The sequence below is a fragment of the Burkholderia sp. AU18528 genome (genome assembly GCF_002223215.2).
Lineage (GTDB): Bacteria > Pseudomonadota > Gammaproteobacteria > Burkholderiales > Burkholderiaceae > Burkholderia > Burkholderia semiarida.
In genome coordinates this window covers 506908-531324 of the sequence record NZ_NKFC02000007.1, presented here as the reverse complement: position 1 = coordinate 531324, position 24417 = coordinate 506908, and the positions used below count along the sequence as shown (strand labels likewise).

Below are 24417 nucleotides of genomic sequence, written 5' to 3'. Positions count from 1 at the left end.
CCGCGTCAGCCGGTCATTCGTCGTCGCGTCGCACCCGTGACGCATCGAGCGCCAGCCCGCTGCGCACCGCCTGGATGCGCGACGTCACGTTGAGCTTCTCGAAGATGTTCTTCAGGTGCCACTTGATCGTCTCCGGCGCGACGCGCAGCGCGCGGGCGATTTCCTTGTTCGACAGGCCGCGCGCGACGTAGTCGAGAATCTCGACTTCACGGGCGCTGAGGTTGCCGGGCGCACCCTGCCGCGCGGCCGGCGCCCCGCTCGATGCCCGCTGCGCGTCGAACGCACGGGCCAGATCGCGCAGATACCACGCGCCGACTGCCGGAAAGCGGTCGGCACGCTTCTGTACGCGCGCCAGCAGGCGCTCGGCCGCCGCCCCTTCGTCGACGAAGGTTCGGACGAGCCCGTTGCCCTGGCCGTATTCGAGCGCACGCGCCAACGCCGCGAGCGCCGCGCTTTCGTCGCCCGCCTGATCGAGCGCGATCGCATGCAACACGGCGGCCTGCGCCGCGAACCAGTCGAATCCGCGCGCGGCCAGCACCGCATGCACGGTCGCCATGCACTGCGCGGCTTCGTTCGCGCGCGCATCGGCAAGCAGCAGCCTTGCCTGCGCGGATTGCGCCATCTGCCACGTCTCGACGTGGCTCGACGCTTCGTCCGGCGGCACGGGCGACACCAGCGACGCCAGCGCGCGCCCCACACGATGGGCCTGCGTCGGCTGGCCGGCGGCGAGATGCAGCCGGATGCCGGTCGCCATGCATGCGACGCGCAACCGCAGCCATTGCCGGCTGCATGCGATGTGATCGGCTTCGTCGAGCATGTCGTGCGCACGCGCGTCGTTCCCCGACCGGAATTGCAGCAGCGCGGCAGTCTGCATGAACCTCAGCAACGGCCCGAGCGAACAAGCCTGCATCGCGATGTCGAAGCGGTCGGCCTGGGCGTCGCGCACCTTCGCCCAGTCGTTCCATTCGTAATAGATCGCCGACAGGTAGCCGGCCGACAGTGCCGTCGCCGCCGACAGGCGCCCCGCCGAGCGTTCGGCGGCCCGCAGTGCCGTCTCGAACGTCTTCGACGCGTCGTGCAGCCGCCCGGCGACGAACTCGGCCAGGCCCGCCATGTTCTGGCGGTACACGTTCGCGTAAAGCGGCTCGTGCCCCGACGCCGCGTGCTCCGCGCGCGCGCCGAGATCCAGCACGTCGCCGAGGCGGCCCGCGTAGCCCAGCCCGAAGATCAGCGTCGTCTGCCCGATCTGCTCGACCCAGGAACCGGCCGGCGGTGCGGCCGCCAGCACGCGCTCGCCGAGTTGCAGCGATTCGATGCTGCGATCCGACAGCCCGGCGATCAGCGCGCGCACGGCCAGCAGTTCGGTCGCCGTGACGGCATCGGTATCGAGCCGCCCGATCTCGATGTCGGCTTCCAGCGCTTCCAGCGCGCGCCGCGCATCGACGATCTGCATCGACAGCGCGAGCGCCCACGTATGCGCGATCCGCAGCCGCAGGCGGCCCGTCAGCGCCTGCGCGGGCAGGCGCGACACCCAGTCGAGCACGGTACGCACGTCGCTCGACGCGATGAGCTTCATCGCGCACGCCTCGACCCAGCCGGCGGCCGCGTCGAAGTCGCCGGCCGCGAGCGCGTGCCTGACCGCGTCCGGCCATTGCCGCTCGGCCGCGTACCACGCGCTCGCGCGGCGATGCAGCGCGGCCACCGCGCCGGGCTCCCGCAGCGCCAGCTCCTCCCGCAGGTAGTGCAGGAACAGCGCGTGATAACGGTAGCGCTGGCGGTCGCCGTCGATCGACCGGATGAAGAGGTTGTGCGCGCTCAGCCATTCGAGGCAGTCGAGCGCATCGTCGCGACCGGTCAGCGCATCGCACAGCGCCGGCGTCATCCGGTCGAGCACCGCCGTATGCAGCAGGAAGTGGCGGATCGCGTCCGGCACCTGCGTCATCACGTTCTCGTTCATGTACGCGGCGATGCCGGCCCGCGCGCGGCCGACCTGTTCGGCCACGCGCGCCGCGTCGCTGTCGTCGTGCAGCGCCAGGGCCGCCAGCTGCAGGCCCGACACCCAGCCTTCGGTCGCCGCGCGAAGGCGCCCGACGTTTTCCGCATTGAGCGGCTTGCCGGCCACCCGCTCGAAGAATGCGCGCGTCTCCGCGTCGTCGAAGCGCAGGTCGTTCTCGTCCACCCGCACCAGCTCGTCGCGCGACTCGAAATAGCTGAGCGGCAACGCGGGCACCGAGCGGCACGACAGCACGACATGCAGGTTCGACGGCGCGTAGCGCAGCAGATCGAACATCGCGTCGTGGATGACCGGCGACGCGAGGCGATCGAAGTCGTCGAGCATCAGAAACAGGTCGACGCCCGCGCTGTCCAGTTCGTTGAGCAGTTCGTCGAATACGGTCTTCAGCGGAATCAGCGCGCGATCGCGCAACAACTGCCGCGCGCGGGCGCCGACGCCGCCGGTCGCGTCGACGATCGCGGCGACCACGTATGACGCGAAGATCGACGCGTTGTCGTCGTCCTGGTCGAGACTCACCCACGCGACTTTCACGCCCGACGCCACCAGTGCCTGGCGCCACTCCGCCAGCAGCGTGGTCTTGCCGTAACCGGCCGGCGCGCTCACGAGCGTCAGCCGACGGTCGAGGCCACGCCCGAGCCGCCCGAGCCGCGCGATGCGCGCCACGATCCCGCGGGCCGACGCCGGCGCCAGCTTCGTGCGCACCAGCACTTCGATCGCATCGGTGTCCGGCGGGCGGGCCGGTTGTCTGCTGTCCGTCGGCGCCATGCTGCTCCTGTTCTCCTCGCGCTGATCGCGTGTCCGCCGGCACCGCGAGCGAAGCCGTCGACCGGGCCCGGTCTCGCCGTGCGCCGCAAACAGCATAACGATTCGGCGCCGGCCGTCAAAAGTAGGTGATGTCCGTACCGGCGTGTGCGCACGCTGCGCATATCGGCCGCGACATGGGACCCGCATTGTTCTCGAACCGGCGCGCGCTGTTCAGCCCCCCATTCGGGGGGTATCCGGCGGCGAGGAAGTCGTCTCGTCCCGAGCGGCCGGCGCCGACGGCGGCCGGGCGCGCCGCTCAATCGGGCTGGTAGCGCTCGCGCAGCGCGCGCTTGTCGATCTTCCCGACGCTCGTCTTCTCGATCGCGTCGACGATCAGCAGCCGTTCCGGCACCGCATAGCGCGAGATCAGCCCGCGGTCGGCCACCTGCTTCACATGCGCTTTCAGCTCGTCCGGCCCGACGCGGCCGACCTGCTCGTCGGTCAGGACGACCAGCGCGAGCGGACGCTCGCCCCAGCGCGCATCCTTCACGCCGATCACCGCTGCCTCCCGCACGGCCGGGTGGCGCGACAGGATGTCCTCGAGTTCGAGCGACGACACCCATTCGCCGCCCGTCTTGATCACGTCCTTGATCCGGTCGGTGATCTGCAGCCGGCCGTCGGGATCGATCACGCCGATGTCGTTCGTATGCAGGTAGCCGCCCGCCCACAGCGCGGCCGACGCCTGCGCGTCGCCGAGATAGCCGGGCGTCGCCCACGGCATCCGCACGACGACCTCGCCCGCTGACCGGCCGTCGTGCGGCACGTCGCGACACTGCGCGTCGACGATGCGCAGGTCGACGAGCGGCAACGGCAAGCCCGCCTTCGTCCGGCGCGCGATGTCGTCGTCGGCCGACACGCCGCCGCCCGCCCGCGGCGGGTCGATCTGCGCGATCGTCATCAGCGGGCAGGTTTCCGACATCCCGTAGCCGGTGTAGACCTCGATCCCGCGCGCGAGCGCTGCCCGCGCGAGCCCGTCGGACAGCGGCGAGCCGCCGACGATCACCTTCCACGCCGACAGGTCGGCCGCCGCCGACGCCGGGCTGTCGAGAATCATCGCGAGCAGCGTCGGCACGCAATGCGAGAACGTTACCGCTTCGCGCACGATCAGCGCGACCAGTCCGTCCGGCGAATAACGGCCCGGATAGACCTGCTTGAGCCCGAGCGCGGTCGCGATGTAAGGCATCCCCCATGCGTGCACATGGAACATCGGCGTGATCGGCATGTAGACGTCGTCGCGATGCACGCGGCCGCGATCGCGCGCGCTCGACAACGCCGCCATGCCCGCGAGCGTATGCAGCACGAGCTGGCGATGCGTGAACGCGACGGCCTTCGGCAGGCCGGTGGTGCCCGTCGTGTAGAACGTCGTCGCGCGGGTGTGCTCGTCGAAATCGGGGAACGCGAAATCGGGCGAACCGGCCGCGACGAGCCGCTCGTATTCGTCGGCGAAGCCGTCGGGCAGGTCGATGTCGTCGCCGTCGGCGATCAGCACGACGTGCCGCACCGAGTCGAGCCGGTCGCGCATGCTCGCCAGCAACGGCAGGAAATCGCGGTGAACCAGCACCACGCGTGCGCCGGAATGGTCGAGCGTATACAGCAACTGGTCGGGCGACAGCCGGACATTGGCCGTCATCAGCACCGCGCCCATCATCGGAATCGCGTGGTAGCACTCGAGGTAGCGATGGCTGTCCCAATCCAGCACGGCGACGACGTCGCCCGCGCCGACGCCGATCGACGACAGCCCGCTCGCGAGCTGCCCGATGCGATGCCGGAACGCCCAGTAGTCGTGCCGGACGCGGTCGCCGTACACGATCTCCTGCTCGGGCCGCGTCGCCAGCGGCGCGTGAAGCAACTGCTTGATCAGCAGCGGATACGCGTGGGCGGACGGCGCCGGTTCGGCTTGCGGATACGAGTACGACGAATTCATGAGTGTCTCCATGGGCGACCGGTCGGGTCGTCGAGCGTGCGGCCACGATACCGGACCGCCCGGCTTTCGCGTCCCCCCTGTCCGGGGGGAGCCAGCCCTTGTCGAAACCGGCCGCCGGCCGCCCGTGCACGTAACACGGCGATTGGCACGCGATACCCACCCGTTCGGGGAGGCGCTCGCCGCAACACGCCGCTGTAAGATGCATCGCAGCGCGTATCCTTCCCGTGGGGTGCCCGTTCACCCGACCGGACATGACCGGAACGCCGCGCCGCCGATGCGGGATCGCCCTCTCCGGCTCGCGCATGCGGCCACCGGCTCGCGCCCGCCACCTACCCCATCTCCCCAGCAAGGAGCAGCCATGACTTCCGACACGACGCAGATGAGCCGCACGCCCGCACCCGACCCGGCGGAGAACAATGCGTATTTCCCGTCGCCATATTCGCTGTCGCAGTACACGTCGTCGAAGACGGACTTCGACGGCGCGGATTATCCGAATCCGTACACCGGCGGCAAGTGGAAAGTTCTGATGATCGCGACCGACGAGCGCTACGTCCTGATGACGAACGGCAAGATGTTCTCGACCGGCAATCATCCGGTCGAGATGCTGCTGCCGATGCACCACATGGACAAGGCCGGCTTCGAGATCGACATCGCGACGCTGTCCGGCAATCCGGCCAAGCTCGAACTCTGGGCGATGCCGCAGGACGACGAAGCCGTGCAGAGCACCTACCGCAAGTACCTGCCGAAGCTGAAGACGCCGCTCAAGCTGTCCGACGTGCTCGACCAGCATCCCGGCGCCGATTCGCCGTATATCGCGGTGTTCATTCCCGGCGGCCATGGCGTGCTCGCCGGCATTCCGCACAGCCAGGACGTCAAGCGTACGCTGCGCTGGGCGCTCGACCACGACCGGCACATCGTCACGCTGTGTCACGGGCCCGCATGCCTGCTGTCGGCCGCCATCGACGAAGATCCGCGCGACTACCCGTTCAAGGACTACGAGATGTGCGTGTTTCCGGATGCGCTCGACACCGGGCCGAACCTCGACATCGGCTACATGCCGGGCCCGCTGCCGTGGCTCGTCGCGCAAAGCCTCGAAAAGCTCGGCGCGCGCGTGCTGAACAAGGACATGACCGGCCGCTGCCATCAGGACCGCAAACTGATCACGGGCGACAGCCCGCTCGCGTCGAACGGCGTCGGCAAGCTCGCGGCCGCCGCGCTGCTGAAGGAAGTCGGGCACTGACGGTTTGCGCCGCCTGGGGCGGCGTCTCGCCGGGGCGTGGCCGCCCGTCTCCAATCGATCGACCGGGCCGTACGGTAGTATGGCGATCCAATGGAACCCCGATGGATCCGAACGAGTGGCCATGCCCGAATTTTCTTCATCTGCCGGCGCCGGCCAAGGCGCGCAAGCGCTCGTCCTCATCGCCGAGGACGAACCCGAGATCGCCGAGATCCTGATCGCCTATTTCGCGCGCAACGGCCTGCGCACCGTGCACGCCGCCGACGGCCGCCGCGCCCTCGAACTCCACCTGTCGCTGAAGCCCGACCTCGTGCTGCTCGACGTGCAGATGCCGCACGTCGACGGCTGGAAGGTGCTCGCCGAGATCCGCCATCGCGGCGACACGCCGGTCATCATGCTGACCGCGCTCGACCAGGACATCGACAAGCTGACCGGGCTGCGCATCGGCGCCGACGATTACGTGGTCAAGCCGTTCAACCCCGCCGAAGTCGTCGCGCGCGCGCAGGCCGTGCTGCGCCGGTCGATGGGCGGCGCGCGCCAGGACGAACAGCGCGTGCTGCGCGCGGCGCCGTTCGAGATCGATCTCGCGCACCACGAAGCGACGGTCGAAATCGACGGCACGCGCCGCACGCTCGTGCTGACGCTCACCGAATTCAAGCTGCTCGCGCAGCTCGCGCGCGCGCCGCGCCGCGTGTTCAGCCGCGCCGAGCTGATGGCCACCTGCCTGCCGGAAGGCGACGCGCTGGAGCGCACGGTCGACAGCCACGTGAGCAAGCTGCGCAAGAAACTCGACGATCTCGGCGTCGCGGGCGTGCCGGCAAGCGTGCGCGGCGTCGGCTACAAACTGTGGAGCGGCGAGTGAGACTCGACGGCCTGAGCCGCCAGATCGCGCTGACGATGGGCGCGATCGCCTTCGGCGTCACGGTGCTGATCGTCGTGACGGCCTACGCGTTCTACTACCTGCTGTACCAGTACTCGCCCCAGTCGTTCCAGGCGGTGAGCTGGCTGCCGAGCGGGCCGGAGTGGGTGTGGATCATCTCGACCACGCTGGTCGGCCTGTTGATCGCGGTCGTCGTCGCGATCAACCTGTCGCGCCGCATCCTCGTGCCGCTGAATTCGGTGACGGACAGCATCCGCCGAGTCGCGCGCGGCGATCTCGGGGCGCGCGCCGTCGCCGGCGACCGTTCGCTGAAGGAAGCGGCGCTGCTCGCCGACAACTTCAACGCGCTCGCGAGCGAGCTGCAGCGCGTGACCGCCGAGCAAACCTTCTGGAACGCGGCGATCGCGCACGAACTGCGCACGCCCGTGACCGTGCTGCGCGGGCGGCTGCAGGGGCTCGCCGAAGGCGTGTTCACGCCGAGCGACGCGCTGTACCGCAGCCTGCTCGCGCAGGTCGAAGGGCTGACGCGGCTGATCGAGGATCTGCGCGTGGTCAGCCTCGCCGACAGCGGCCACCTGAGCATCGAGATCCGCGACACCGACCTCGCCGCCGAGGTGCGCGCCGTGGTCGACGCGTTCGCGCACGCGCTGCAGGCCGCCGGCCAGCATCCGGAATTCGATCTCGACCCGCGGCGCATGCGCTGCGATCCGGTCCGCATCCGCCAGGCGTTGCTCGCGTTGCTGGAAAACGCACGCCGCCACGCGGTGCCCGGCGCGATCCGGATCCAGACGCGTATCGAGAACGGGATGTGCCGGCTGCGCGTCGAGGACGACGGCCCGGGCATCCCGGCCGAGTTCGCGCCGCACGTGTTCCAGGCATTCCGGCGCGTCGACGAGACGCAACCCGGCGGCACGGGCCTCGGGCTCGCCGTGGTCGCGGCGATCGCGCGCGCGCACCGCGGCGAAGCGCTGTGCGTGCCGACCGGCGCGGGCGGCACGCGGTTCGAGGTGCAGTGGCCCGACGATCTCGTGCCGGCGCCCGACAGCGCGCGCTTCCCGGCGTAGCACGACGCCGCTCCCCGCTCACGCACGCGGTTCGCGCGCGACCTGTTCGAGCGGCGGGCTGAACCCGGCGCCGTGTACGCCATCACGGGCACCGCCCCGCTTCCCGGCCGCGCGCCGCACGCCCCCGCGCGCGCGGCGTCGGCACGGTCGAATGTCAGCCGCGTGCCGACGGCCACGTAGCGCAATCCCTCCGTTCCTCGCCTCGCGCGATCGCCGGCGTCCGTACCGCGCCGAAGCCGCGCGGGTGAAACGGAAATGAACACCTGGGGTTATCGATTGATCCCAAAGATTCATTGGACAGTGTCTCCGCCGCCGCGCGATGCTGGGCCGGCCCGTGAACGCAGCGTCATTGCAACGCCGCGCACGAACATGGAGTGAGACAGATGCCCAACGACCACCGTCAACGGCGCCACACACTGTGGCTGCTGTGCGCGCTTTCATTCATCCTGTACGTCGATCGCGTCAATCTCGCGACCGCCGCCGGCGCGATCAAGGCCGAACTCGGGCTGTCGAATACCGAGCTCGGCATCGCGTTCTCCGCATTCGCGTATTCGTATGCGATCTGCCAGATCGGCGGCGGCTGGATCGCCGACCGGTTCGGCGCCCGCATCACGCTGATCGGCTGCGGGCTGATCTGGGTCGTCTCCACGTTCACGACCGGGCTCGTGCACAGCCTCACGCTGCTGTTCGCCGCGCGCCTGCTGCTCGGCGTCGGCGAAGGCGCGACGCTGCCGGCCCAGGCCCGCGCGATCACGCACTGGTTCCCGCGCGAGCGGCGCGGCGTCGTGCAGGGCTTCACGCACTCCTTCTCGCGGCTCGGCAACGCGGTCACGCCGCCGATCGTCGCCGCGCTGATGACATGGCTGTCGTGGCGCGCCGCGTTCTTCGTGATCGGTGCGGTCACGCTCGTCTGGCTCGCGTGGTGGATCGTCGGCTTCCGCGAGCACCCGGTGGGCGACGACGACGGCCGCAGGCGCGCAGCGCGCCGTGCCGCACCGTCCGGCCCGACGCCGTGGGGGCCGCTGTTCCGGCGCATGGCGCCGACCATCTTCGTCTACTTCTGCTACGGCTGGACCGCTTGGCTGTTCTTCACGTGGTTGCCGACCTTCTTCCTGAACGGCCAGGGCTTGAACCTGAAATCGACCGCGTTGTTCGCGTCCGGCGTGTTCTTCGCGGGCGTCGTCGGCGACACGCTCGGCGGCTGGATGTGCGACCGGATCTATCGGAAGACCGGCAATCTCGCGATGTCGCGGCAAAGCGTGATCGTCACGAGCTTCGTCGGCGCGCTCGTCTGCCTGCTGCCGCTCGCGTTCGTGCACTCGACGGCCGGCGTCGCGCTGTGCCTGTCGGGGTCGTTCCTGTGCCTCGAACTGACGATCGGACCGATCTGGGCCGTGCCGAGCGACATCGCGCCGACGCACGCCGGCATCGCGAGCGGGATGATGAACGCCGGCTCCGCGATCTCGGGAATCCTGTCGCCGATCCTGTTCGGCTATCTCGTCGATCGCACGGGCAGCTGGATGGTGCCGTTCATCGGCTCGGTCGCGATGCTGCTGATCGGCATCGTCGCCGCGCTGCGGATTCGCCCGGACCGCGCGCTGTCCGAATCGATACCGGCGCTCGCGGACGCGCCGGCGGCGCCGTCGGCGCACTGAATCCGTTCGCCCTGGTTCGCCTGCCGCGGCCGTCTTGCTGGCGTCGCCGTCACGCTTCACTGCGTTCCGCGATGGTGGGTCGGCTGGGTCGGCTGGGTCGGCTGGGTCGGCTGGGTCGGCTGGGTCGGCTGGGTCGGCTGGGTCGGCCAGCGCGGCTTGATCGGCCTGCTCGGCTTGATCGGCTTGATCGGCTTGATCGGCCTGCTCGGCTGATTCGGCTGATTCGGCTGATTCGGCTGATTCGGCTGATTCGGCTGATTCGGCTGATTCGGCTGATTCGGCTGATTCGGCTGATTCGGCTGATTCGGTCTGCGCGGCTTGCTCGGCCGACGCGGCTGGCGCGGCTGACTCGGTCGCCTCGGCTGGCAAGCCGCGCCATTACGCGGCGCCGTCATCCTCTGCCCCGTCCCGGTGAAACAGCGCGAGAAACTGCTGCGCGGGAATGCTCAGCGGCCGGTCGCGCCGCACGAGGCTGCCGTACGACGGCAGCTTCTGTTCGAGCGTGTAATCGATGATCGCGACGAGCCCGTGCGCCGCGTTGCGCTGCGCGACCGTCAGCGGAATCACGCCGAGCATCGACGAACGGTCGACGAGGTTCATCGTGGTCAGGATCGACCCCGTTTCGACGAGCCCGCGCGGCATCGGCTGGTGACGCGCGCGGAATTCGCGCTCGACGACCTCGCGCGCCGGGCTGCCGGCCGGTTGCAGGATCCACGCGTAATCGAGCAGCGCGTCGAATTCCACGGGCCCCGCGCCCGCGAGCGGATGGTCGCGGCCCGCGATGATCGCGAGCGCCTCGTCGTCGACCACGCGGAAGTCGCAATCGGTCCCGACGTGGCGCCCGATCACCACTTCGAGCACGCCTTCGCGAAGCTGCGGCATCAGCCGGTCGCTCGTATCCACCGCGATATCGATCGCGAGCAGCGGATAACGCGCCTTCAACCTCACCAGCGCCTCGGTCAGCCGCCCCGGCGACGCCGCCATGATGCTGCCGATCGCGAGTCGCCCCGCGCTGCCAAGCTGCAGTTCGCCGAGCTCGCGGTTCAGCGCCTCCATGCTGCCGCGGATGCCGCGGAAATAGCCGAGCACGCGCTCGCCGGCCGGGTTCAGCACGAGCCCGCGCCCGATGCGATCGAACAGCCGCTGGCCGAGCGCGCTCTCCAGCTCGGCCAGCATCTTCGTCGCGGCCGGTTGCGTGAGGCCCATCTGCTCGGCCGCGGCACGCAGCGTCGAGCATTCGTCCACGGCCAGCAGCAGCGCGATCTGGCGCATGCGCAGCCGGTTCAGCAACTGCGGCGTCGAATCTCGTCGGTCGATCGAGCCCATCTCTGATTACTCCAGGTTATCGATTCATCAAGAGTTTTCAATTTACCGACTCATTCCGTCTACCTAGCATGAACCCCGTAGACGAACGAACGGCCGCATGCCGCCACCGGAGACACCGCATGAACACCCCCTCGTCCACCGCCACCCGGCCCGTCGTCGCGCTGACGCTCGGCGACCCCGCCGGCATCGGCGCCGAACTGATCGCGAAACTGCTCGCCCGCCCCGACGCGACCGCCCGCGCGAATCTCGTGCTGATCGGCGACCGCTGGCTGTGGGAAGCCGGTCAGCGCGTCGCCGGCGTCTCCATCGACGTCGACCCGGTCGCATCGCTCGCCGCCGCGCGCGGCCGGCCGTCGACCGCGCGCGCCGCGTTCGTCGCGGTCGATACGGTCGATCCCGCGCAGGTCAAGGTCGGCCAGGCCGGCGCGCCGGGCGGCCGCTCGACGCTCGCCGTGCTCGACCAGTGCCTGGACGCCGCACTCGCCGGCGACATCGACGCAATCTGCTTCGCGCCGCTGAACAAGTACGCGATGAAGCTCGGCGGCCTCGAACATGACGACGAACTGCACCACTTCGCCGCCGCGCTCGGCGTGACCGGCTACTTCTGCGAATTCAATACGCTCGGCGAGCTGTGGACCGCGCGGATCTCGTCGCATATCCCGCTGAAGAATGCGGCGGCCCAATTGAGTGTCGAACGAATCGAACAGGCGTCGGAACTGATCTACCGGTCGCTGCTCGAGAACGGCGTCACGGCGCCGAAGGTGGCGATCGCCGCATTCAACCCGCACGGCGGCGACGGCGGCAGCTGCGGCCGCGAGGAAGTCGACATCATCGAGCCGGCGGTGCGCAAGCTGCAGTCGCGCGACTGGCCGACCGACGCACCATTCCACGGCCCGTTCCCGGCCGACACGATCTTCCTGAAGGCGCAGGCCGGCGACTACCAGGCGATCGTCACGATGTACCACGATCAGGGGCAGATCGCGATCAAGCTGCTCGGCTTCTCGCGCGGCGTGACCGTGCAGGGCGGGCTGCCCGTGCCGATCACGACGCCGGCGCACGGCACCGCGTACGACATCGCGGGCCGCGGCACGGCCGACGTCGGCGCGACCTGGCAGGCGCTGCAGATCGCCTGCCGGATGGGCGCCGCGCGCCGCACGCCCACGGTTTCGGCGTGACGTTCGCGCGCCCTTTACACACGACGACATCGATTCCCGGAGACACCATCATGAAAATCCGTTCCGTACGCGCTCGCGTATTCCAGTGGAAAGGCAAGACCGTTCCGCCCCAGGGCAACTTCTGCTCGAATGCGATGGATCTGCTGTACGCGCCGCAGGAAACGATGAGCACGTTCCGCTTCCATGCGTGGACGGTCGTCGAAGTCGAGACCGACGACGGCATCGTCGGCCTCGGCAACGTCGCGCTCGCGCCGCACGTCGCGAAGGTCATCATCGACCAGTACCTCGCGCCGCTCGTGATCGGCCAGGACCCGTGGGACTACGAATACCTGAACCAGCGGATGTACCGCGCCACCCACGCGTGGGGCCGCAAGGGCATCGGCATGGCGGCGATCTCGGCGGTCGACATCGCGATCTGGGACATCCTCGGCAAAAGCGTTGGCAAGCCGGTGTTCAAGCTGCTCGGCGGCCGCACGAAGGAACAGATCCCCTGCTACTACTCGAAGCTCTACCGCACCGACCTGAAGGCAATGCAGGACGAGGCGCAACGCTATCTGGCCGAAGGCTTTCGCGCGTTCAAGATGCGCTTCGGCTACGGGCCCGCGCACGGGCCGCAGGGCGTGACCGAAAACCTGAAATCGGTCGCGGCGATCCGCGAGGTGATCGGCTACGACAACGACCTGATGCTCGAGTGCTACATGGGCTGGAACCTCGAATACGCGAAACGCATCCTGCCGAAGCTCGAGAAGTATCAGCCGCGCTGGCTGGAAGAGCCGGTGATCGCCGACGACATCGACGGCTACGCGGAGCTGAACCGGCTGACGCGCATCCCGATTTCCGGCGGCGAGCACGAATTCTCGCTGTACGGCTTCAAGCAGCTGCTCGACCGCAAGGCCGTGTCGGTCGTCCAGTACGACACGAACCGCGTCGGCGGGATCACGATGGCGCACAAGATCAACGCGCTGTGCGAGGCGTACAGCGTGCCGGTGATTCCGCATGCGGGCCAGATGCACAACTATCACCTGACGATGAGCACGCTCGCGTCGCCGATGAGCGAGTACTTCCCGATGTTCGACGTCGAGGTCGGCAACGAGCTGTTCTATTACATCTTCGACGGCGAGCCGGTGGCCGAGAACGGTTTCCTGCAACTGCGCGACGACGTGCCGGGCCTCGGCCTCACGCTGAAGACCGCGTTCCTCGACCAGTTCGACATCGTCGAGTGAGGCCGGCCATGAACGCGCGCTACCAGGGCGTCTTTCCGGTCGTGCCGACGATCTTCGACGCGCACGGCGCGCTCGATCTCGACGGCCAGCGCCGCTGCATCGATTTCATGATCGATGCCGACTCGCACGGCCTCTGCATCCACGCGAACTATTCCGAGCAGTTCGCGCTCGGCGACGACGAACGCGATCTCATCACCCGCACCACGCTCGAACACGTCGCGGGCCGCGTACCGGTGATCGTCACGACGTCGCATTTCAGCGCGCGGATCTGCGCGGAACGCAACCGGCACGCGCAGGCGCTCGGCGCGGCGATGGTGATGGTGATGCCGCCGTACCATGGCGCGACGTTCCGCGTCTCCGATGGACAGGTACGCGCGTACTTCCGCGAAGTCGCCGACGGCCTCGACATTCCACTGATGATCCAGGATGCGCCGGCGAGCGGCGTCGCGTTGTCGGCGTCGCTGCTCGCGACGCTCGCGCGCGAGATCGACGCGGTGTCGTACTTCAAGATCGAGACGGCCGGCGCCGCGTCGAAGCTGCGCGAGCTGATCGCGCTCGGCGGCGACGCGATCGAGGGGCCGTGGGACGGCGAGGAGGGCATCACGCTGCTCGCCGATCTCGATGCCGGCGCGACCGGCACGATGACGGGCGGCGGCTATCCGGATGGAATTCGCCGGATCACCGACGCGTATTTCGCCGGACGCCGCGACGATGCATACGACGAGTACGCGCGCTGGCTGCCGCTGATCAACTACGAAAACCGCCAGTCGGGCTTCCTCACCGCGAAGGCGCTGATGAAGGAAGGCGGCGTGATCGCGTGTGACCGGCCGCGCTCGCCGTGGCCCGAGCTGCATCCGCTGGTACGCGCGGGGCTGCTCGACACGGCGCGGCGGCTCGATCCGCTCGTACTGCACTGGGGGCGCTAGACACCGTTTTTGCACCCGCAACGCGCGTGCGTTGCGCATCGGCGTGACGGCGGCCCGACAGAAGGCCGCCGCCGCTCATCGGATGGATGGAGACACCATGAACCTGCTGAACCCCGCTACCCCGGCCTACGACGCCGGCGAAGCCATTCCGCGCCGCCGCTGGCTGCGCGTGATTCCGCCGCTGCTGCTGGCCTGCATCATTTCCTACATGGATCGCGTCAACATCGCGTTCGCGATGCCCGGCGGGATGAACGCCGATCTCGGCATGGACGCGACGATGGCCGGCCTCGCCGGCGGCATCTTCTTCTTCGGCTATCTGTTCCTGCAGATTCCCGGCGGCCGGCGCGCGGCGCTCGGCAGCGGCAAGACCTTCATCGCGTGGTCGCTCGTGAGCTGGGCCGTGCTGTCGGTACTGACCGGGCTCGTCACGCACACGTGGCAGCTGCTGGCGCTGCGCTTCCTGCTCGGCGTGGCAGAAGGCGGGATGCTGCCCGTCGTGCTCACGATGGTCAGCCACTGGTTTCCCGACCGCGAACGCGGCCGCGCGAATGCGATGGTCATCCTGTTCGTGCCGCTCGCCGGCATGATCACCGCGCCGCTGTCCGGCTTCATCCTCGCCGCGTACGACTGGCATCACCTGTTCTACAGCGCGGGCGCGCTGTCGGTGCTGTGTCTCGTCGTCTGGATGCTGTTCGCCGACGACGGCCCGGAGACCGCGCGCTGGGTGTCGCCGCGCGAGAAAGCGTACATCCTCGACGCGTTGCGCGACGAGCAGGAGCGCAAGCGCGCGGCCGGCACGCCGGCGGCCGCATCGTTCGGCGCGCTGCTGCGCCACCCGACGATCTGGCTGCTCATCGCGATCAACTTCTGCTACCAGGCCGGCGTCTACGGCTACACGATGTGGTTGCCGACCCTGCTGAAAAACCTCACGCACGGCGGGATGGGCCGGGTCGGCCTGCTCGCGATGCTGCCGTACGTCGCGATGGTGATCGGGATGCTCGCCACGTCGTATTTGTCTGACCGGACCGGCAAGCGGCGCCTGTTCGTGCTGCTGCCGCTCGTCGCGTTCGCCGCCTGCCTTGCGCTGTCGGTGCTCACGCATGCGTCGATGGCCGTGTCGTTCGCGTTCCTGATCGGATGCGGCTTCTTCCTGCAGGCGGCGGCCGGCGTGTTCTGGGCGATTCCGCCGAAACTCTGCAGCGTCGAGGCGGCCGGCAGCGCACGCGGCCTGATCAACGCGCTCGGCAATCTCGGCGGCTTCTGCGGCCCGTATGCGGTCGGCGTGCTGACGCAGCACGTGAGCGCGGCGGCCGGCGTCTACAGCCTCGCGGCCACGCTCGCGGTGGCCGGCCTGCTCGCGCTGACGCTGCCGAAGCGCTGCGAGGGCTGACCACGACGACACGAGACAGCGAACGACACACCGGAGACCCACCATGAACGACATCCTGCTGCTGGTGCAGAAATGCGCGCACACTTTCAGCTTCTACGACCTCGACACGAAAGCGCCGCTCAAGCACATCGTGCTGCCGAACTTCCCGCATGAATTCACCGTCGACGTGAACGACCGATACGCGTACGTCGGCATTTTCGGGATCGAGACCGCATGGTCGCGCGGCCACGAAGGCGATCACCGGATCGCCGAGATCGATCTCGTCGAGCGCGCCCATACGCGCATGCTCGACCTGTGGCCGTACTACCGGCCGCACGGGATGGCGAGCGACCGCGACGGTCGGCTGTATGCGATGAGCGAGGCACACGACATGCTGCTCGTATTCGACGAGCCGACCCGGCAGCCAGTACCGAACATGGCCGTGCCGTCCGGCGGCGTGAAGACGCACCTCGTGACGCTCACGCGCGACGCGAGCCGCGCGTACGGCGTGCATCTGCTGTCGAACACGGTCACGCAATTCCATCCGCGCGACGCAACGGTCGCGCCGCGCGCGGTGATGCCCGGCCCGCGCCCCGAAGGCAATGCGCTGTCGAGCGACGAGCGCACGCTGTTCGTCGCGAACCGCGGCGACGACACGCTGGTCGAGATCGACACGGAAACGATGACCTGTGGCCGTCGCGTGAAGACGCGCAGCGATCCGAATCGCATCTACCGCACCAGCACGCGGGACGGCCGCGACCTGCTGCTGCTGACCAATTCGGGCGAGCGGTCGATTTCCGTATTCGATGCGCGGCAGCTCGAGGAGATCGAGCGCATCGCGCTGCCCGCGAACCCGACCGCGCTGTCGTTCCATCCGTCGAGGCGCGTCGCGTACGTGTCGTTCCAGGACGACCATGTGCGCGAGCTCGACCTCGACGGGTGGCGTTTCGTCGGTGCGCTCGCGACGCTGCGCGAACCCGATGCGTCGTACGTGCTCGCCGGCGCGCTCTGACATGCGCGACGAAGGGCCGCCCGGCGGCATGCCCGATGCGCTCGTCGATGCGCATCACCATCTGTGGCGGCTGGATGCGGGCGCGCACTATCCGTGGCTGCAGACGCACTACGATCCGGCGCGCTTCATGTTCGGCGACTACGCGGCGCTGTGCCGCAACTTCGACGTCGACGATTTCCGGCGAGCGGCGCAATGCGCGCCGCTCGTCGCCAGCGTGCATGTCGAGGCCGAACGCGCGCGCGCCGAGGCGCTCGTGGAAACGCGCTGGCTGCATGAGGTCGCGGCCACGCACGCGCTGCCCTCGGCAATCGTCGCGTGGGTCGACCTGTTGGCTCGCGATGCGGACGAACGGCTCGCCGAGCAGGCCGCGTGGCCTCGCGTGCGCGGCGTGCGGTTCAAGCCGCGCACCGCGGCGGCGCCGGATGCATCGATCGACGGGCCGGGCACGCTGCATGATCCGCGCTGGCCGGCCGCACTCGACCGCCTTGCCGCCCACGGTCTGAGCTGGGATCTGCGCGTGCCGTTCTGGCATCTCGGCGACGCGGCCGCGATGCTGACCGATGCGCCCGACGTCGACGTCGTGCTCGAACATGCGGGGCTGCCGTGGGACCGGTCCGAAGCCGGGCTCGCGCGCTGGCGCGGCGGGATGGCGGCGCTCGCCGAGTTGCCGCGCGTGACCGTGAAAATCTCCGAGCTCGGCCTGCGCGATGCGGGGTGGAACGACGCGGACAACGCGCGGATCATCTGCGACACGATCGCGATCTTCGGCTGGCAGCGCTGCCTGTTCGCGAGCAATTTTCCGGTGGCCGGGCTGCGCGTGTCCTATCCCGCGCTGCTGCGCACGTTCGCCGGCGCGATCGCGCACCTCGACGGCCCCGCGCGCCGCGCGATCTGGCATGACAACGCGCTGCGGGTGTACCGGATCGCACTCGACGCGCCGCATCAACCCGCGCGCGGGTAGCGCCGGTTTCCCGACCTTCGCCGAGCGTCGAAGATTCGGCAGCGAACCATCAGCTACGGATCGGCAAAGTTACCTGCGGCTCGAGCGCCTGCAATACCGCGTGGGCATTCAAAATGTCCTGATAAAGGTTTGCGTGCTTCGGTGCTTTCACCGTCACAACGAGGGCATATCTAATACGCTCTGCACCTGAGGTCGCGCCGCCAGCATCGCGTGCGTTGTAGTGCACGTCAAAAACCGACTCCTTCAGGCTAGCGCCCCGGAAAGAGTGTTCCGCATGCAGGACCGTTTCCCATTTATGGAGATCTGAGCGTAGTTCCGCTTCCGTGCGCCACTCATTGGCCGGAAAGAAACTTTGCGGAGTCGCGTGTTGTGCTCCCGGCTTACGCTTATCAATGTGTGGGCGAAAAGTGATTCCCAGCCCCGCTTTCGTATAGGCACTCGAATCCTGAGGGTCAACAGGACTGGCGTAACAGAACGTGGCGCTGAGGGTCACCTTTCCCTCCAGAGGCATCACCGGCAGAGGAACCGGTGCACGTAGAAATTTCCCAGGGCGCAATTCACCTTGATAGATAATGCGCGCCACTCCATCACCGCAAGTAATCAACGTATTCAGGTCGATGGGCACCATGCCCCATCCTACAGCGTCAACTGACTCCCCCACTTGCGTTTCGCACCCATGGATCATCAACGCCTTGATTGTCAATGGAGCGATTGAGCTACCGAGAATTGCTCTAATACCGACAGCAGTGCGCAATGCAAACGGAGCAGCGAAACTTGTCCCAAGAGTGGCGACCAAGTCCCGTCTGTTGCCCGGCGCAACAACGTGGAAGTATTCGTGCGGTGAACCGCCGAATGCAACCAGATCCGGCTTTCTTCGTCCGGGACTTCGGCCCGGACCTACAGCACTGTAGCTGGATTTGCTCCAATTGCTAGTAGTGCGATTAACTGCACCTACCGATAAAACATTGACGCTGTCCGCAGGTACTTGTATGCGATTCAGTCCGGCTTCGGCATCGTTCTCCCCGTTATTGCCGATTGCCACGCTCATCAATGTCTCGCCATCGCTGAGAATATCGTCAATAACCGCAGTCCAGGCATGAACGTCATTATCCTCGACACACAGATCAGGACCGAGGCTAAGGTTTACGAATTGATAGGAGCGCGAGAGTAATACCGTCTCAACATGCCCGAGCGTCCGGTACAACTCGTAAGGATCCTCTTCCTCCGATTTTGCGTCGAGAACCCGATGATGGTCGACCGCCGAATACGGGCGATGAGCCTGACCACCTGGCTCGATGGGGCCGAAAAGAAGTGCCGAAGTAACGCCAAGTCCGTGTGCTAAATAAGGTTCGACATCATTTGCATCCTCATCCGAGAGGAAGTAGCGTCGCACGTAATCGCCAAGAACGTGAGTGTCGGGTAGCCCACCGTCCAGTACAGCCACTCTTGGCTCTCTGGACAAAGGTTCGCCGGCGGGAAGATCAAACGACACGGCAACCGGAGTACTCCGCGTTAGCGGTCTTGCCGCGCGCAGGCGGGGCATCTCGCGAATAACTCGCATCAGCGTGAAAAGCGCAAGTCGCTCCAAGTATTCTTGAGGCCCCTCGACAGGAAGGAACAATAGCTGCCCGGCTTGGAAATCGAACGTCGGATTAACGACAAAACCGCACGTCTGTGCGTACTTGGCGAAAATGGCACGCAACTGCGCAGGATCCTCGTCGGATGGAACATGAAGGCCGACTTCAAAGACGTGCTTCCCACCAGTCGAACCGAGGCGGATACGGTCCGCCGGACTCATAGGAGCGATGCTCTCGATCTGAGCAAACTCCATCCCTTCGCGCGTCTCCGGTTCAAGTTGTTGTGCGTAAACGCCGAGATTGCGTAAAACCGAACGTCTGCCGGCAACGAAGAGCTGAGTGGTATCTGCTTCCGAGGGAGCCTTCGTGGAAGCCTTCTTTCTCGGCTGTACGCGTCGAGTACGACTACCCAAATGCTGCAGACCGGCCGCTAAAAGCAGATGCTTTGGAAAATACGACTTCGCAATGTACGCAGGATGGAGAGTGACCATGGCTACGGCCAAGTCATCCGGGCAAGCGGCCGCAGGTAGTTCCGCGAACGTCTGGTTCGCGGCTTCAATCTGCGGCAAAAGCGCTCGCCTCGCCTCCTCCAGGGTGTACGGATGAGCCTTTTCGCCAGGCTTCTTCTTTGGGGCATCAATTGGGTAGGTCAGTAGTTCACCTTTACCGATCAGATATCGTGTAACCATTACTTAAGCCCCCGTCCTTGCCTTCTCGATGGCCCGGCATGTTTGCGAATCGTGTCTCTAGCCACGCCGGTCAATTTGCTGATCTCTTGGTATGAGTGTTGGCCATCCCTAGCCATCTGGATAGCCAGTTCCAGCCTCTGCGCTCTAGGCTGGACGTCAATACTGGAGCCAACGATTTGAGACACGAGGACTTCTGTTGGCGCATGGTGCAAGGCATGCCCACGGCGAAGCGAGGTGACAGCGCGCTCGACGTCCGACAGTGTTTTTCCCTGCAGACCAGACGCCAGCGTATTCACCCATGGTGCAAGTGCCTCGAGGTCCTGGCCAAGGAAACGACGTACAGCTGCGATCGTCGCGTTCGCGTCAGGAGCCGAGAACTCCAAAACTGCGTCAAACCGTCGCCACAGCGCAGGGTCTACCAACTCAGGGTGGTTCGTCGCTGCAAGCAGCAATCCCGTATCGGGCCACTGATCTACCTCCTGGAGGATCACTGTGACAAGACGCTTCAATTCCCCGATATCGGATTCGTCACTACGGCGCTTCGCAATCGCGTCAATTTCGTCCAAAAGCAGGATCGCAGAATTCGCCTTCGCATAGTCGAGAGCCGCCCTAACGTTGTTGCCGGTTTTTCCCAATAGGCTGCTCATCACGGCCGTTAAATCCAACACCCACAAGGGCTTCCCTAGCTGACTAGCAATCCATCTCGCCGAGAGCGTTTTACCGAGGCCTGGTTTGCCAACCAAGATGGCTGAACGCGTCGGTGCAATTCCTCGCGCGAGCAACTTGTCGCGCTCCCGTCGTTCCAGAACAATGGCCTCAATCTGATGTTTAAGCAGGTCCGAAAGCAACGGGACCTCAAGCCCTCCGCGATCATCAAACTCCTTTATCAGCGCGAGACGGGAGTCGCGATCGATCGGTAGCGGAGCATCAAGTTGCGACGCGTCACGGCGCAATATCGAACTGCCCGAGCTACGCGTCTGCGTCGCCTTCAGGCTCTGATCGAGCATTGCTGCCAAATCAGGGTTGCGCTGCCGATACTTCCGTACCAGTCGAGCCAACAGCAGCCGCACATCTTCGTAGGATTGTGCAGCAGCGAGCCTTGCCAAAGTAGCGAAGTCCCTTTCAATTTCGTCAATTTCGTCTTTCATACCACACGCACCCAGCGCATCCCGCCAAAAGAAAGGAATCTCTTCACTTTTCCAACTGACGAAGTTTATGACGAAAGTGAAGAATACGGAAGAGGAAACCTGTTTGCTACCTGATGAGCATGACACAATACTGTATGTATATACAGCGCCGCATCGAAGCAGGGACGTCGACCGACGTACCTAGGTCAACTGAGATCTCCAAGCTATACGCATAGTGCCGCTACCCACCGTACGCCCCCACCACCACATTTTGTGCATCGCACGACCGACCCTGAGCAAAAAGTATCGGTTCGCGAATCCTTTTGATGTGGTGATCGCATCGCCCGCGTCACACCATTGTTCCTGCCGTCATCGGCGGCATTCGAACAAGCAGAATCAAGGAGACACGGGTGAACAAGATGCGAATCGTCGCAGCCGGCCTGCTGCTCGGCGCCTGTCTGCCGGGCGTCGCGGCCGCGCAAACCTGCAAGGTGCCGACCCTTCGGGTGCTCGCGCAGAAGAGCCTCGGCCTGTCGGTGATGGAGAAATCGCTGGCCGACTACGAGAAGAAGAGCGGCACCAAGGTCGAGATCAGCTATTTCGGCGAGAACGATCGCCGCGCGAAATCGCGGCTCGACGCGTCGACCGGCGCGGGTTCCTACCAGATCTACTACGTCGACGAGGCGAACGTCGCCGAATTCGCGTCGGCCAACTGGATCGTGCCGCTCCTCAAGTACTACCCGAAGGACTACGACTACGACGACTTCCTGCCCGGCCGCCGCGCGGTCGCGAGCTACAACGGCGTCGCGTACTTCGCGCCGCTGATCGGCGGCGGCGACTTCCTGTTCTACCGCCGCGACCTGCTCGACGCCGCGCACATCCCGGTGCCGAAGACGCTCGACCAGCTCGTCGCCGCGATCAAGAAGCTGAACGCGCCGCCGAAGGTGTACGGCTGGGTCGCGCGCGGCCAGCGCGGCTCGGGAATGAACGTGTGGCGCTGGTCGCCGTTCATGCTCGGCATGGGCGGCACGTGGACCGACAAGGGCGGCCAGCCCGCGTTCGACTCGCCGGCCGCGGTGAAGGCCACGCAACTCTACAGCGACCTGTTCAAGTACGCGCCGCCCGGCTCGGCGACCTACGACTGGAGCAACGCGCTCGAAGCGTTCCGCTCCGGCAAGGTCGCGTTCATGATCGAATCGACGCCGTTCGCCGACTGGATGGAAGATGCGAGCAAGTCGAGCGTGGCCGGCAAGGTCGGCTACACGCGCCCGCCCGCGCCGCTGCCGTCGGCCGCATACGGCCACGGCTTCGCGATCTCGGCGGTCGGCGCGAAGGACGACTGCACGCGGACGGCCGCCGGCCGCTTCATCGCATGGGCGACCAGCAAGGACCAGGAACAGGCGCGGCTGCGCAACGGCGTGTTCAGCGACTACAACCGTTCGAGCACGATCGGCAGCCCGTACTTCAAGCAGCACGTCGCGCCGCAGATCCAGGCCGGACTGAACGACACGAACCCCGTCACGCAGGTGACGATCTGGCGCACGCCGCAGTGGCCGGATATCGGCGACAACCTCGGCATCGCGCTCGAACAGGTGTTCACCGGCACGCAGACGGATATCCGCGGCACGCTCGACGATGCGGACCAGTACGCGAAGGACGCGCTCGAACATGGCGCTCGCAAATGACGGCGCCGGCGGACGCGCGCTCGGCGTCCGCCCGGCCCCTTCCGCAATGTCGGCCCGGCGCGGCCGCACGCGCCGCGACCGCACGAGCCTGCCGTGGGTGTTCCTCGCGCCGACGCTCGCGCTGCTCGCGGTCCTGAGCCTCGTCCCGACGATCGCCGCGATCAACCTTGCGCTGCGCAATCGCGTGCTGCGCTACCCGGACAGCGAATACGTCGGCCTGCGCAACTTCATCCGGCTCGCGTCGGACCGGCGCTTCCTGAACGCGATCGAGGTGTCGGTGCTGTGGGAAGTCGTCACGGTCGCCGGCGCGGTGCTCGTCGGCATCGCGCTCGCGGTGTTCCTGTTCGAGCGCGTGCACGGCCGCTGGCGCCGCTTCGCGTCGCTGGTGCTGATCATGCCGGTGCTGCTGCCGCGCGTGTCGGCCGCGTTCATCTGGAAGTTCATGTACGCGCCGCTCACAGGCATCCTGAGCTGGCTGCTCGGCACGCTCGGCGTCGAGCACACCGCGTTCCTCGCCGATCCGCATCTCGCGCTGTACGCGGTCGCGCTCGTCGACGTGTGGCAATGGGGGCTGTTCTTCGCGGTCGTGATCCTGAAGCTGCTCGAGACGCTGCCGCCCGAGCCGCTCGAAGCCGCGCGGCTCGACTACGCGACGACGTGGCAGGTGCATGCGTACATCGCGCTGCCGATGCTGAAGGCGCCGCTCGTGAGCCTCGTGTTCATCAAGATGGTCGAGTCGCTGCGCTCGTTCGACCTGATCTACGTGATGACCAAGGGCGGCCCGGGCATCGCGACCGAAACGCTCGATCTCTACGCGTACCAGCAGGGCATCGGCCTCGCCGGCAAGGTGTCGTATGCGTCGGGCATGGCGGTGCTGATGATGGTCGCGACCACGCTGGTCTTCACGCTCATCTGGAAGAGGGTCAACAAATGGGACGACTGACGGCCCGCCGCGGCCCCGCCGCCACCGTGTCCACCGCCGTAATCGCCGGCGCGATCCTGCTCGTCGCCGCGTTCCCGCTGTTCTGGGCCGTGCTTAATTCGCTCAAGCACCTGCTCGACATCGTCACGCCCGCGCCGCGCTTCTTCTTCACGCCGACGCTCGCGAACTACGAACAGGTGCTGTCGAGCCCCGAGGTGCTGATCGGCCTCGGCAACAGCATCGCGATCGTCGGCGCGGCCGTTCTGATCGGCGCGGTGCTCGGCGTGCCGGCCGCGTATGCGATCGCGCGCTACCCGGTGCGCGGCAAGCGCGACATCCAGTTCTTCCTGCTGTCGCTGCGCTTTTTGCCGCCGGTCGCGGTCGCGCTGCCGCTGATCGCGATCTGGGTCGATCTCGGGCTGTACGACACCAAGCTGTCGATGATCGTCACGTACCTGCTCGTCACGCTGTCGACCATCACGTGGCTCTCGATCCCCGTGTTCCGCCGGCTGCCGCGCGAGATCGAGGAAGCCGCCGCGCTCGACGGCTACGGCCCGTACGCGGTGTTCTGGCATATCGCGCTGCCGGTGTGCGCGAGCACGCTGCTCGGCGGCATCGTGTTCAGCTTCGTGCTGGTATGGAACGAACTGATGATCGCGCTCGCGCTCACGTCGTCGCGCAGCGCGACGCTGCCGGTGGTCGCGTCCGCGTTCACGTCGCTCGGCCAGGAAGTGCCGTGGGGCGTGATCAACGCATCGACGGTGCTGCTCGCGCTGCCGCCGCTCGTCTTCGTCGGCATGCTGAGCCGGCTGCTCAATTCGATCGTCAAGGGAAAATGAGGAGAACA

The 24417-nt window shown here is 66.8% G+C and carries 18 protein-coding genes; 13 read left to right on the top strand and 5 right to left on the bottom strand.

The window, feature by feature from the left end; all coding sequences use genetic code 11:
• Positions 1 to 13: 13 nt before the first annotated feature.
• Together CFB52_RS29150 and CFB52_RS29140 are read right to left on the bottom strand one after the other, a co-directional pair.
• Positions 14 to 2779, bottom strand: coding sequence for a LuxR C-terminal-related transcriptional regulator (locus tag CFB52_RS29150; RefSeq protein ID WP_099318169.1), 2766 nt, complete (start codon positions 2777 to 2779; stop codon positions 14 to 16).
• A gap of 295 nt (positions 2780 to 3074) precedes the next feature.
• Positions 3075 to 4742 (bottom strand): fatty acid--CoA ligase, encoded by a 1668-nt coding sequence (locus CFB52_RS29140; RefSeq protein WP_180278276.1) that lies wholly within the window; start codon positions 4740 to 4742, stop codon positions 3075 to 3077.
• 358 nt (positions 4743 to 5100) lie between these two features.
• On the opposite strand from CFB52_RS29140, the gene hchA reads away from it, so the two are divergent.
• The 4 genes from hchA (at position 5101) to CFB52_RS29120 (ending at position 9578) form a co-directional block, all read left to right on the top strand.
• Positions 5101 to 5982: a glyoxalase III HchA gene (gene hchA / locus CFB52_RS29135; RefSeq protein WP_060968091.1), complete on the top strand. Its 882-nt coding sequence runs from the start codon at positions 5101 to 5103 to the stop codon at positions 5980 to 5982.
• 121 nt (positions 5983 to 6103) lie between these two features.
• Positions 6104 to 6841, top strand: a complete 738-nt coding sequence (locus CFB52_RS29130; RefSeq protein WP_099318167.1) for a response regulator — start codon at positions 6104 to 6106, stop codon at positions 6839 to 6841.
• Entirely contained in the window at positions 6838 to 7923 is a 1086-nt protein-coding gene (locus CFB52_RS29125; protein WP_060314657.1) for an ATP-binding protein, read from the top strand. The genes CFB52_RS29130 and CFB52_RS29125 overlap by 4 nt, the downstream gene beginning before the upstream one ends.
• 383 nt (positions 7924 to 8306) lie before the next feature.
• A complete protein-coding gene (locus tag CFB52_RS29120) occupies positions 8307 to 9578 on the top strand; it encodes an MFS transporter (RefSeq protein ID WP_059574785.1) in 1272 nt (423 codons plus the stop codon).
• A gap of 378 nt (positions 9579 to 9956) precedes the next feature.
• Here CFB52_RS29120 and CFB52_RS29115 read toward each other — a convergent pair whose 3' ends face one another.
• Complete coding sequence (locus CFB52_RS29115) at positions 9957 to 10904, bottom strand: LysR family transcriptional regulator (RefSeq protein WP_099318166.1); 948 nt, start codon at positions 10902 to 10904, stop codon at positions 9957 to 9959.
• Positions 10905 to 11023: 119 nt separating this feature from the next.
• Between CFB52_RS29115 and CFB52_RS29110 the strand changes: the two genes are divergently transcribed.
• From CFB52_RS29110 to CFB52_RS29085, 6 genes are all read left to right on the top strand, one after another.
• Positions 11024 to 12079 (top strand): 4-hydroxythreonine-4-phosphate dehydrogenase PdxA, encoded by a 1056-nt coding sequence (locus CFB52_RS29110; RefSeq protein ID WP_059574789.1) that lies wholly within the window; start codon positions 11024 to 11026, stop codon positions 12077 to 12079.
• Between the two features lie 50 nt (positions 12080 to 12129).
• Complete coding sequence (locus tag CFB52_RS29105) at positions 12130 to 13302, top strand: L-rhamnonate dehydratase (RefSeq protein WP_099318165.1); 1173 nt, start codon at positions 12130 to 12132, stop codon at positions 13300 to 13302.
• Between the two features lie 8 nt (positions 13303 to 13310).
• Positions 13311 to 14228, top strand: coding sequence for a dihydrodipicolinate synthase family protein (locus CFB52_RS29100; protein ID WP_059574794.1), 918 nt, complete (start codon positions 13311 to 13313; stop codon positions 14226 to 14228).
• 97 nt (positions 14229 to 14325) lie between these two features.
• A complete protein-coding gene (locus CFB52_RS29095) occupies positions 14326 to 15618 on the top strand; it encodes an MFS transporter (RefSeq protein WP_059574796.1) in 1293 nt (430 codons plus the stop codon).
• A gap of 43 nt (positions 15619 to 15661) precedes the next feature.
• Entirely contained in the window at positions 15662 to 16609 is a 948-nt protein-coding gene (locus CFB52_RS29090) for a YncE family protein (protein ID WP_059645137.1), read from the top strand.
• Between the two features lies 1 nt (position 16610).
• Positions 16611 to 17570 (top strand): amidohydrolase, encoded by a 960-nt coding sequence (locus tag CFB52_RS29085; RefSeq protein WP_099318164.1) that lies wholly within the window; start codon positions 16611 to 16613, stop codon positions 17568 to 17570.
• 49 nt (positions 17571 to 17619) lie between these two features.
• Here the strand turns inward: CFB52_RS29085 and CFB52_RS29080 are convergent, their stop codons facing one another.
• Both CFB52_RS29080 and CFB52_RS29075 read right to left on the bottom strand, forming a co-directional pair.
• Positions 17620 to 19836: a S8 family peptidase gene (locus tag CFB52_RS29080; RefSeq protein ID WP_081066505.1), complete on the bottom strand. Its 2217-nt coding sequence runs from the start codon at positions 19834 to 19836 to the stop codon at positions 17620 to 17622.
• Positions 19836 to 20984 (bottom strand): AAA family ATPase, encoded by a 1149-nt coding sequence (locus tag CFB52_RS29075; protein WP_059581228.1) that lies wholly within the window; start codon positions 20982 to 20984, stop codon positions 19836 to 19838. Before CFB52_RS29075 ends, CFB52_RS29080 begins: the two co-directional genes overlap by 1 nt.
• Before the next feature lie 398 nt (positions 20985 to 21382).
• Between CFB52_RS29075 and CFB52_RS29070 the strand changes: the two genes are divergently transcribed.
• The 3 genes from CFB52_RS29070 to CFB52_RS29060 are packed head-to-tail and all read left to right on the top strand — an operon-like array spanning position 21383 to position 24409.
• Positions 21383 to 22648 carry a sugar ABC transporter substrate-binding protein gene (locus CFB52_RS29070; RefSeq protein WP_264160034.1) on the top strand — a complete coding sequence of 422 codons (1266 nt, stop codon included), beginning with the start codon at positions 21383 to 21385 and terminating at the stop codon, positions 22646 to 22648.
• Between the two features lie 46 nt (positions 22649 to 22694).
• Entirely contained in the window at positions 22695 to 23591 is an 897-nt protein-coding gene (locus CFB52_RS29065) for a carbohydrate ABC transporter permease (protein WP_059581234.1), read from the top strand.
• Complete coding sequence (locus CFB52_RS29060; RefSeq protein WP_059581236.1) at positions 23579 to 24409, top strand: carbohydrate ABC transporter permease; 831 nt, start codon at positions 23579 to 23581, stop codon at positions 24407 to 24409. The genes CFB52_RS29065 and CFB52_RS29060 overlap by 13 nt, the downstream gene beginning before the upstream one ends.
• Positions 24410 to 24417 lie beyond the last annotated feature (8 nt).

Bases quoted from the DNA above. Each gene is read 5' to 3' on its own strand.
- CFB52_RS29095 (WP_059574796.1), top strand. From the start codon at position 14,326: ATGAACCTGCTGAACCCCGCTACCCCGGCCTACGACGCCGGCGAAGCC.
- CFB52_RS29100 (WP_059574794.1), top strand. From the start codon at position 13,311: ATGAACGCGCGCTACCAGGGCGTCTTTCCGGTCGTGCCGACGATCTTC.
- CFB52_RS29070 (WP_264160034.1), top strand. From the start codon at position 21,383: ATGCGAATCGTCGCAGCCGGCCTGCTGCTCGGCGCCTGTCTGCCGGGC.
- CFB52_RS29115 (WP_099318166.1), bottom strand. From the start codon at position 10,904: ATGGGCTCGATCGACCGACGAGATTCGACGCCGCAGTTGCTGAACCGG.
- CFB52_RS29075 (WP_059581228.1), bottom strand. From the start codon at position 20,984: ATGAAAGACGAAATTGACGAAATTGAAAGGGACTTCGCTACTTTGGCA.
- CFB52_RS29120 (WP_059574785.1), top strand. From the start codon at position 8,307: ATGCCCAACGACCACCGTCAACGGCGCCACACACTGTGGCTGCTGTGC.
- hchA (WP_060968091.1), top strand. From the start codon at position 5,101: ATGACTTCCGACACGACGCAGATGAGCCGCACGCCCGCACCCGACCCG.
- CFB52_RS29110 (WP_059574789.1), top strand. From the start codon at position 11,024: ATGAACACCCCCTCGTCCACCGCCACCCGGCCCGTCGTCGCGCTGACG.
- CFB52_RS29150 (WP_099318169.1), bottom strand. From the start codon at position 2,779: ATGGCGCCGACGGACAGCAGACAACCGGCCCGCCCGCCGGACACCGAT.
- CFB52_RS29090 (WP_059645137.1), top strand. From the start codon at position 15,662: ATGAACGACATCCTGCTGCTGGTGCAGAAATGCGCGCACACTTTCAGC.
- CFB52_RS29140 (WP_180278276.1), bottom strand. From the start codon at position 4,742: ATGAATTCGTCGTACTCGTATCCGCAAGCCGAACCGGCGCCGTCCGCC.
- CFB52_RS29105 (WP_099318165.1), top strand. From the start codon at position 12,130: ATGAAAATCCGTTCCGTACGCGCTCGCGTATTCCAGTGGAAAGGCAAG.
- CFB52_RS29080 (WP_081066505.1), bottom strand. From the start codon at position 19,836: ATGGTTACACGATATCTGATCGGTAAAGGTGAACTACTGACCTACCCA.
- CFB52_RS29130 (WP_099318167.1), top strand. From the start codon at position 6,104: ATGCCCGAATTTTCTTCATCTGCCGGCGCCGGCCAAGGCGCGCAAGCG.
- CFB52_RS29060 (WP_059581236.1), top strand. From the start codon at position 23,579: ATGGGACGACTGACGGCCCGCCGCGGCCCCGCCGCCACCGTGTCCACC.
- CFB52_RS29065 (WP_059581234.1), top strand. From the start codon at position 22,695: ATGTCGGCCCGGCGCGGCCGCACGCGCCGCGACCGCACGAGCCTGCCG.
- CFB52_RS29085 (WP_099318164.1), top strand. From the start codon at position 16,611: ATGCGCGACGAAGGGCCGCCCGGCGGCATGCCCGATGCGCTCGTCGAT.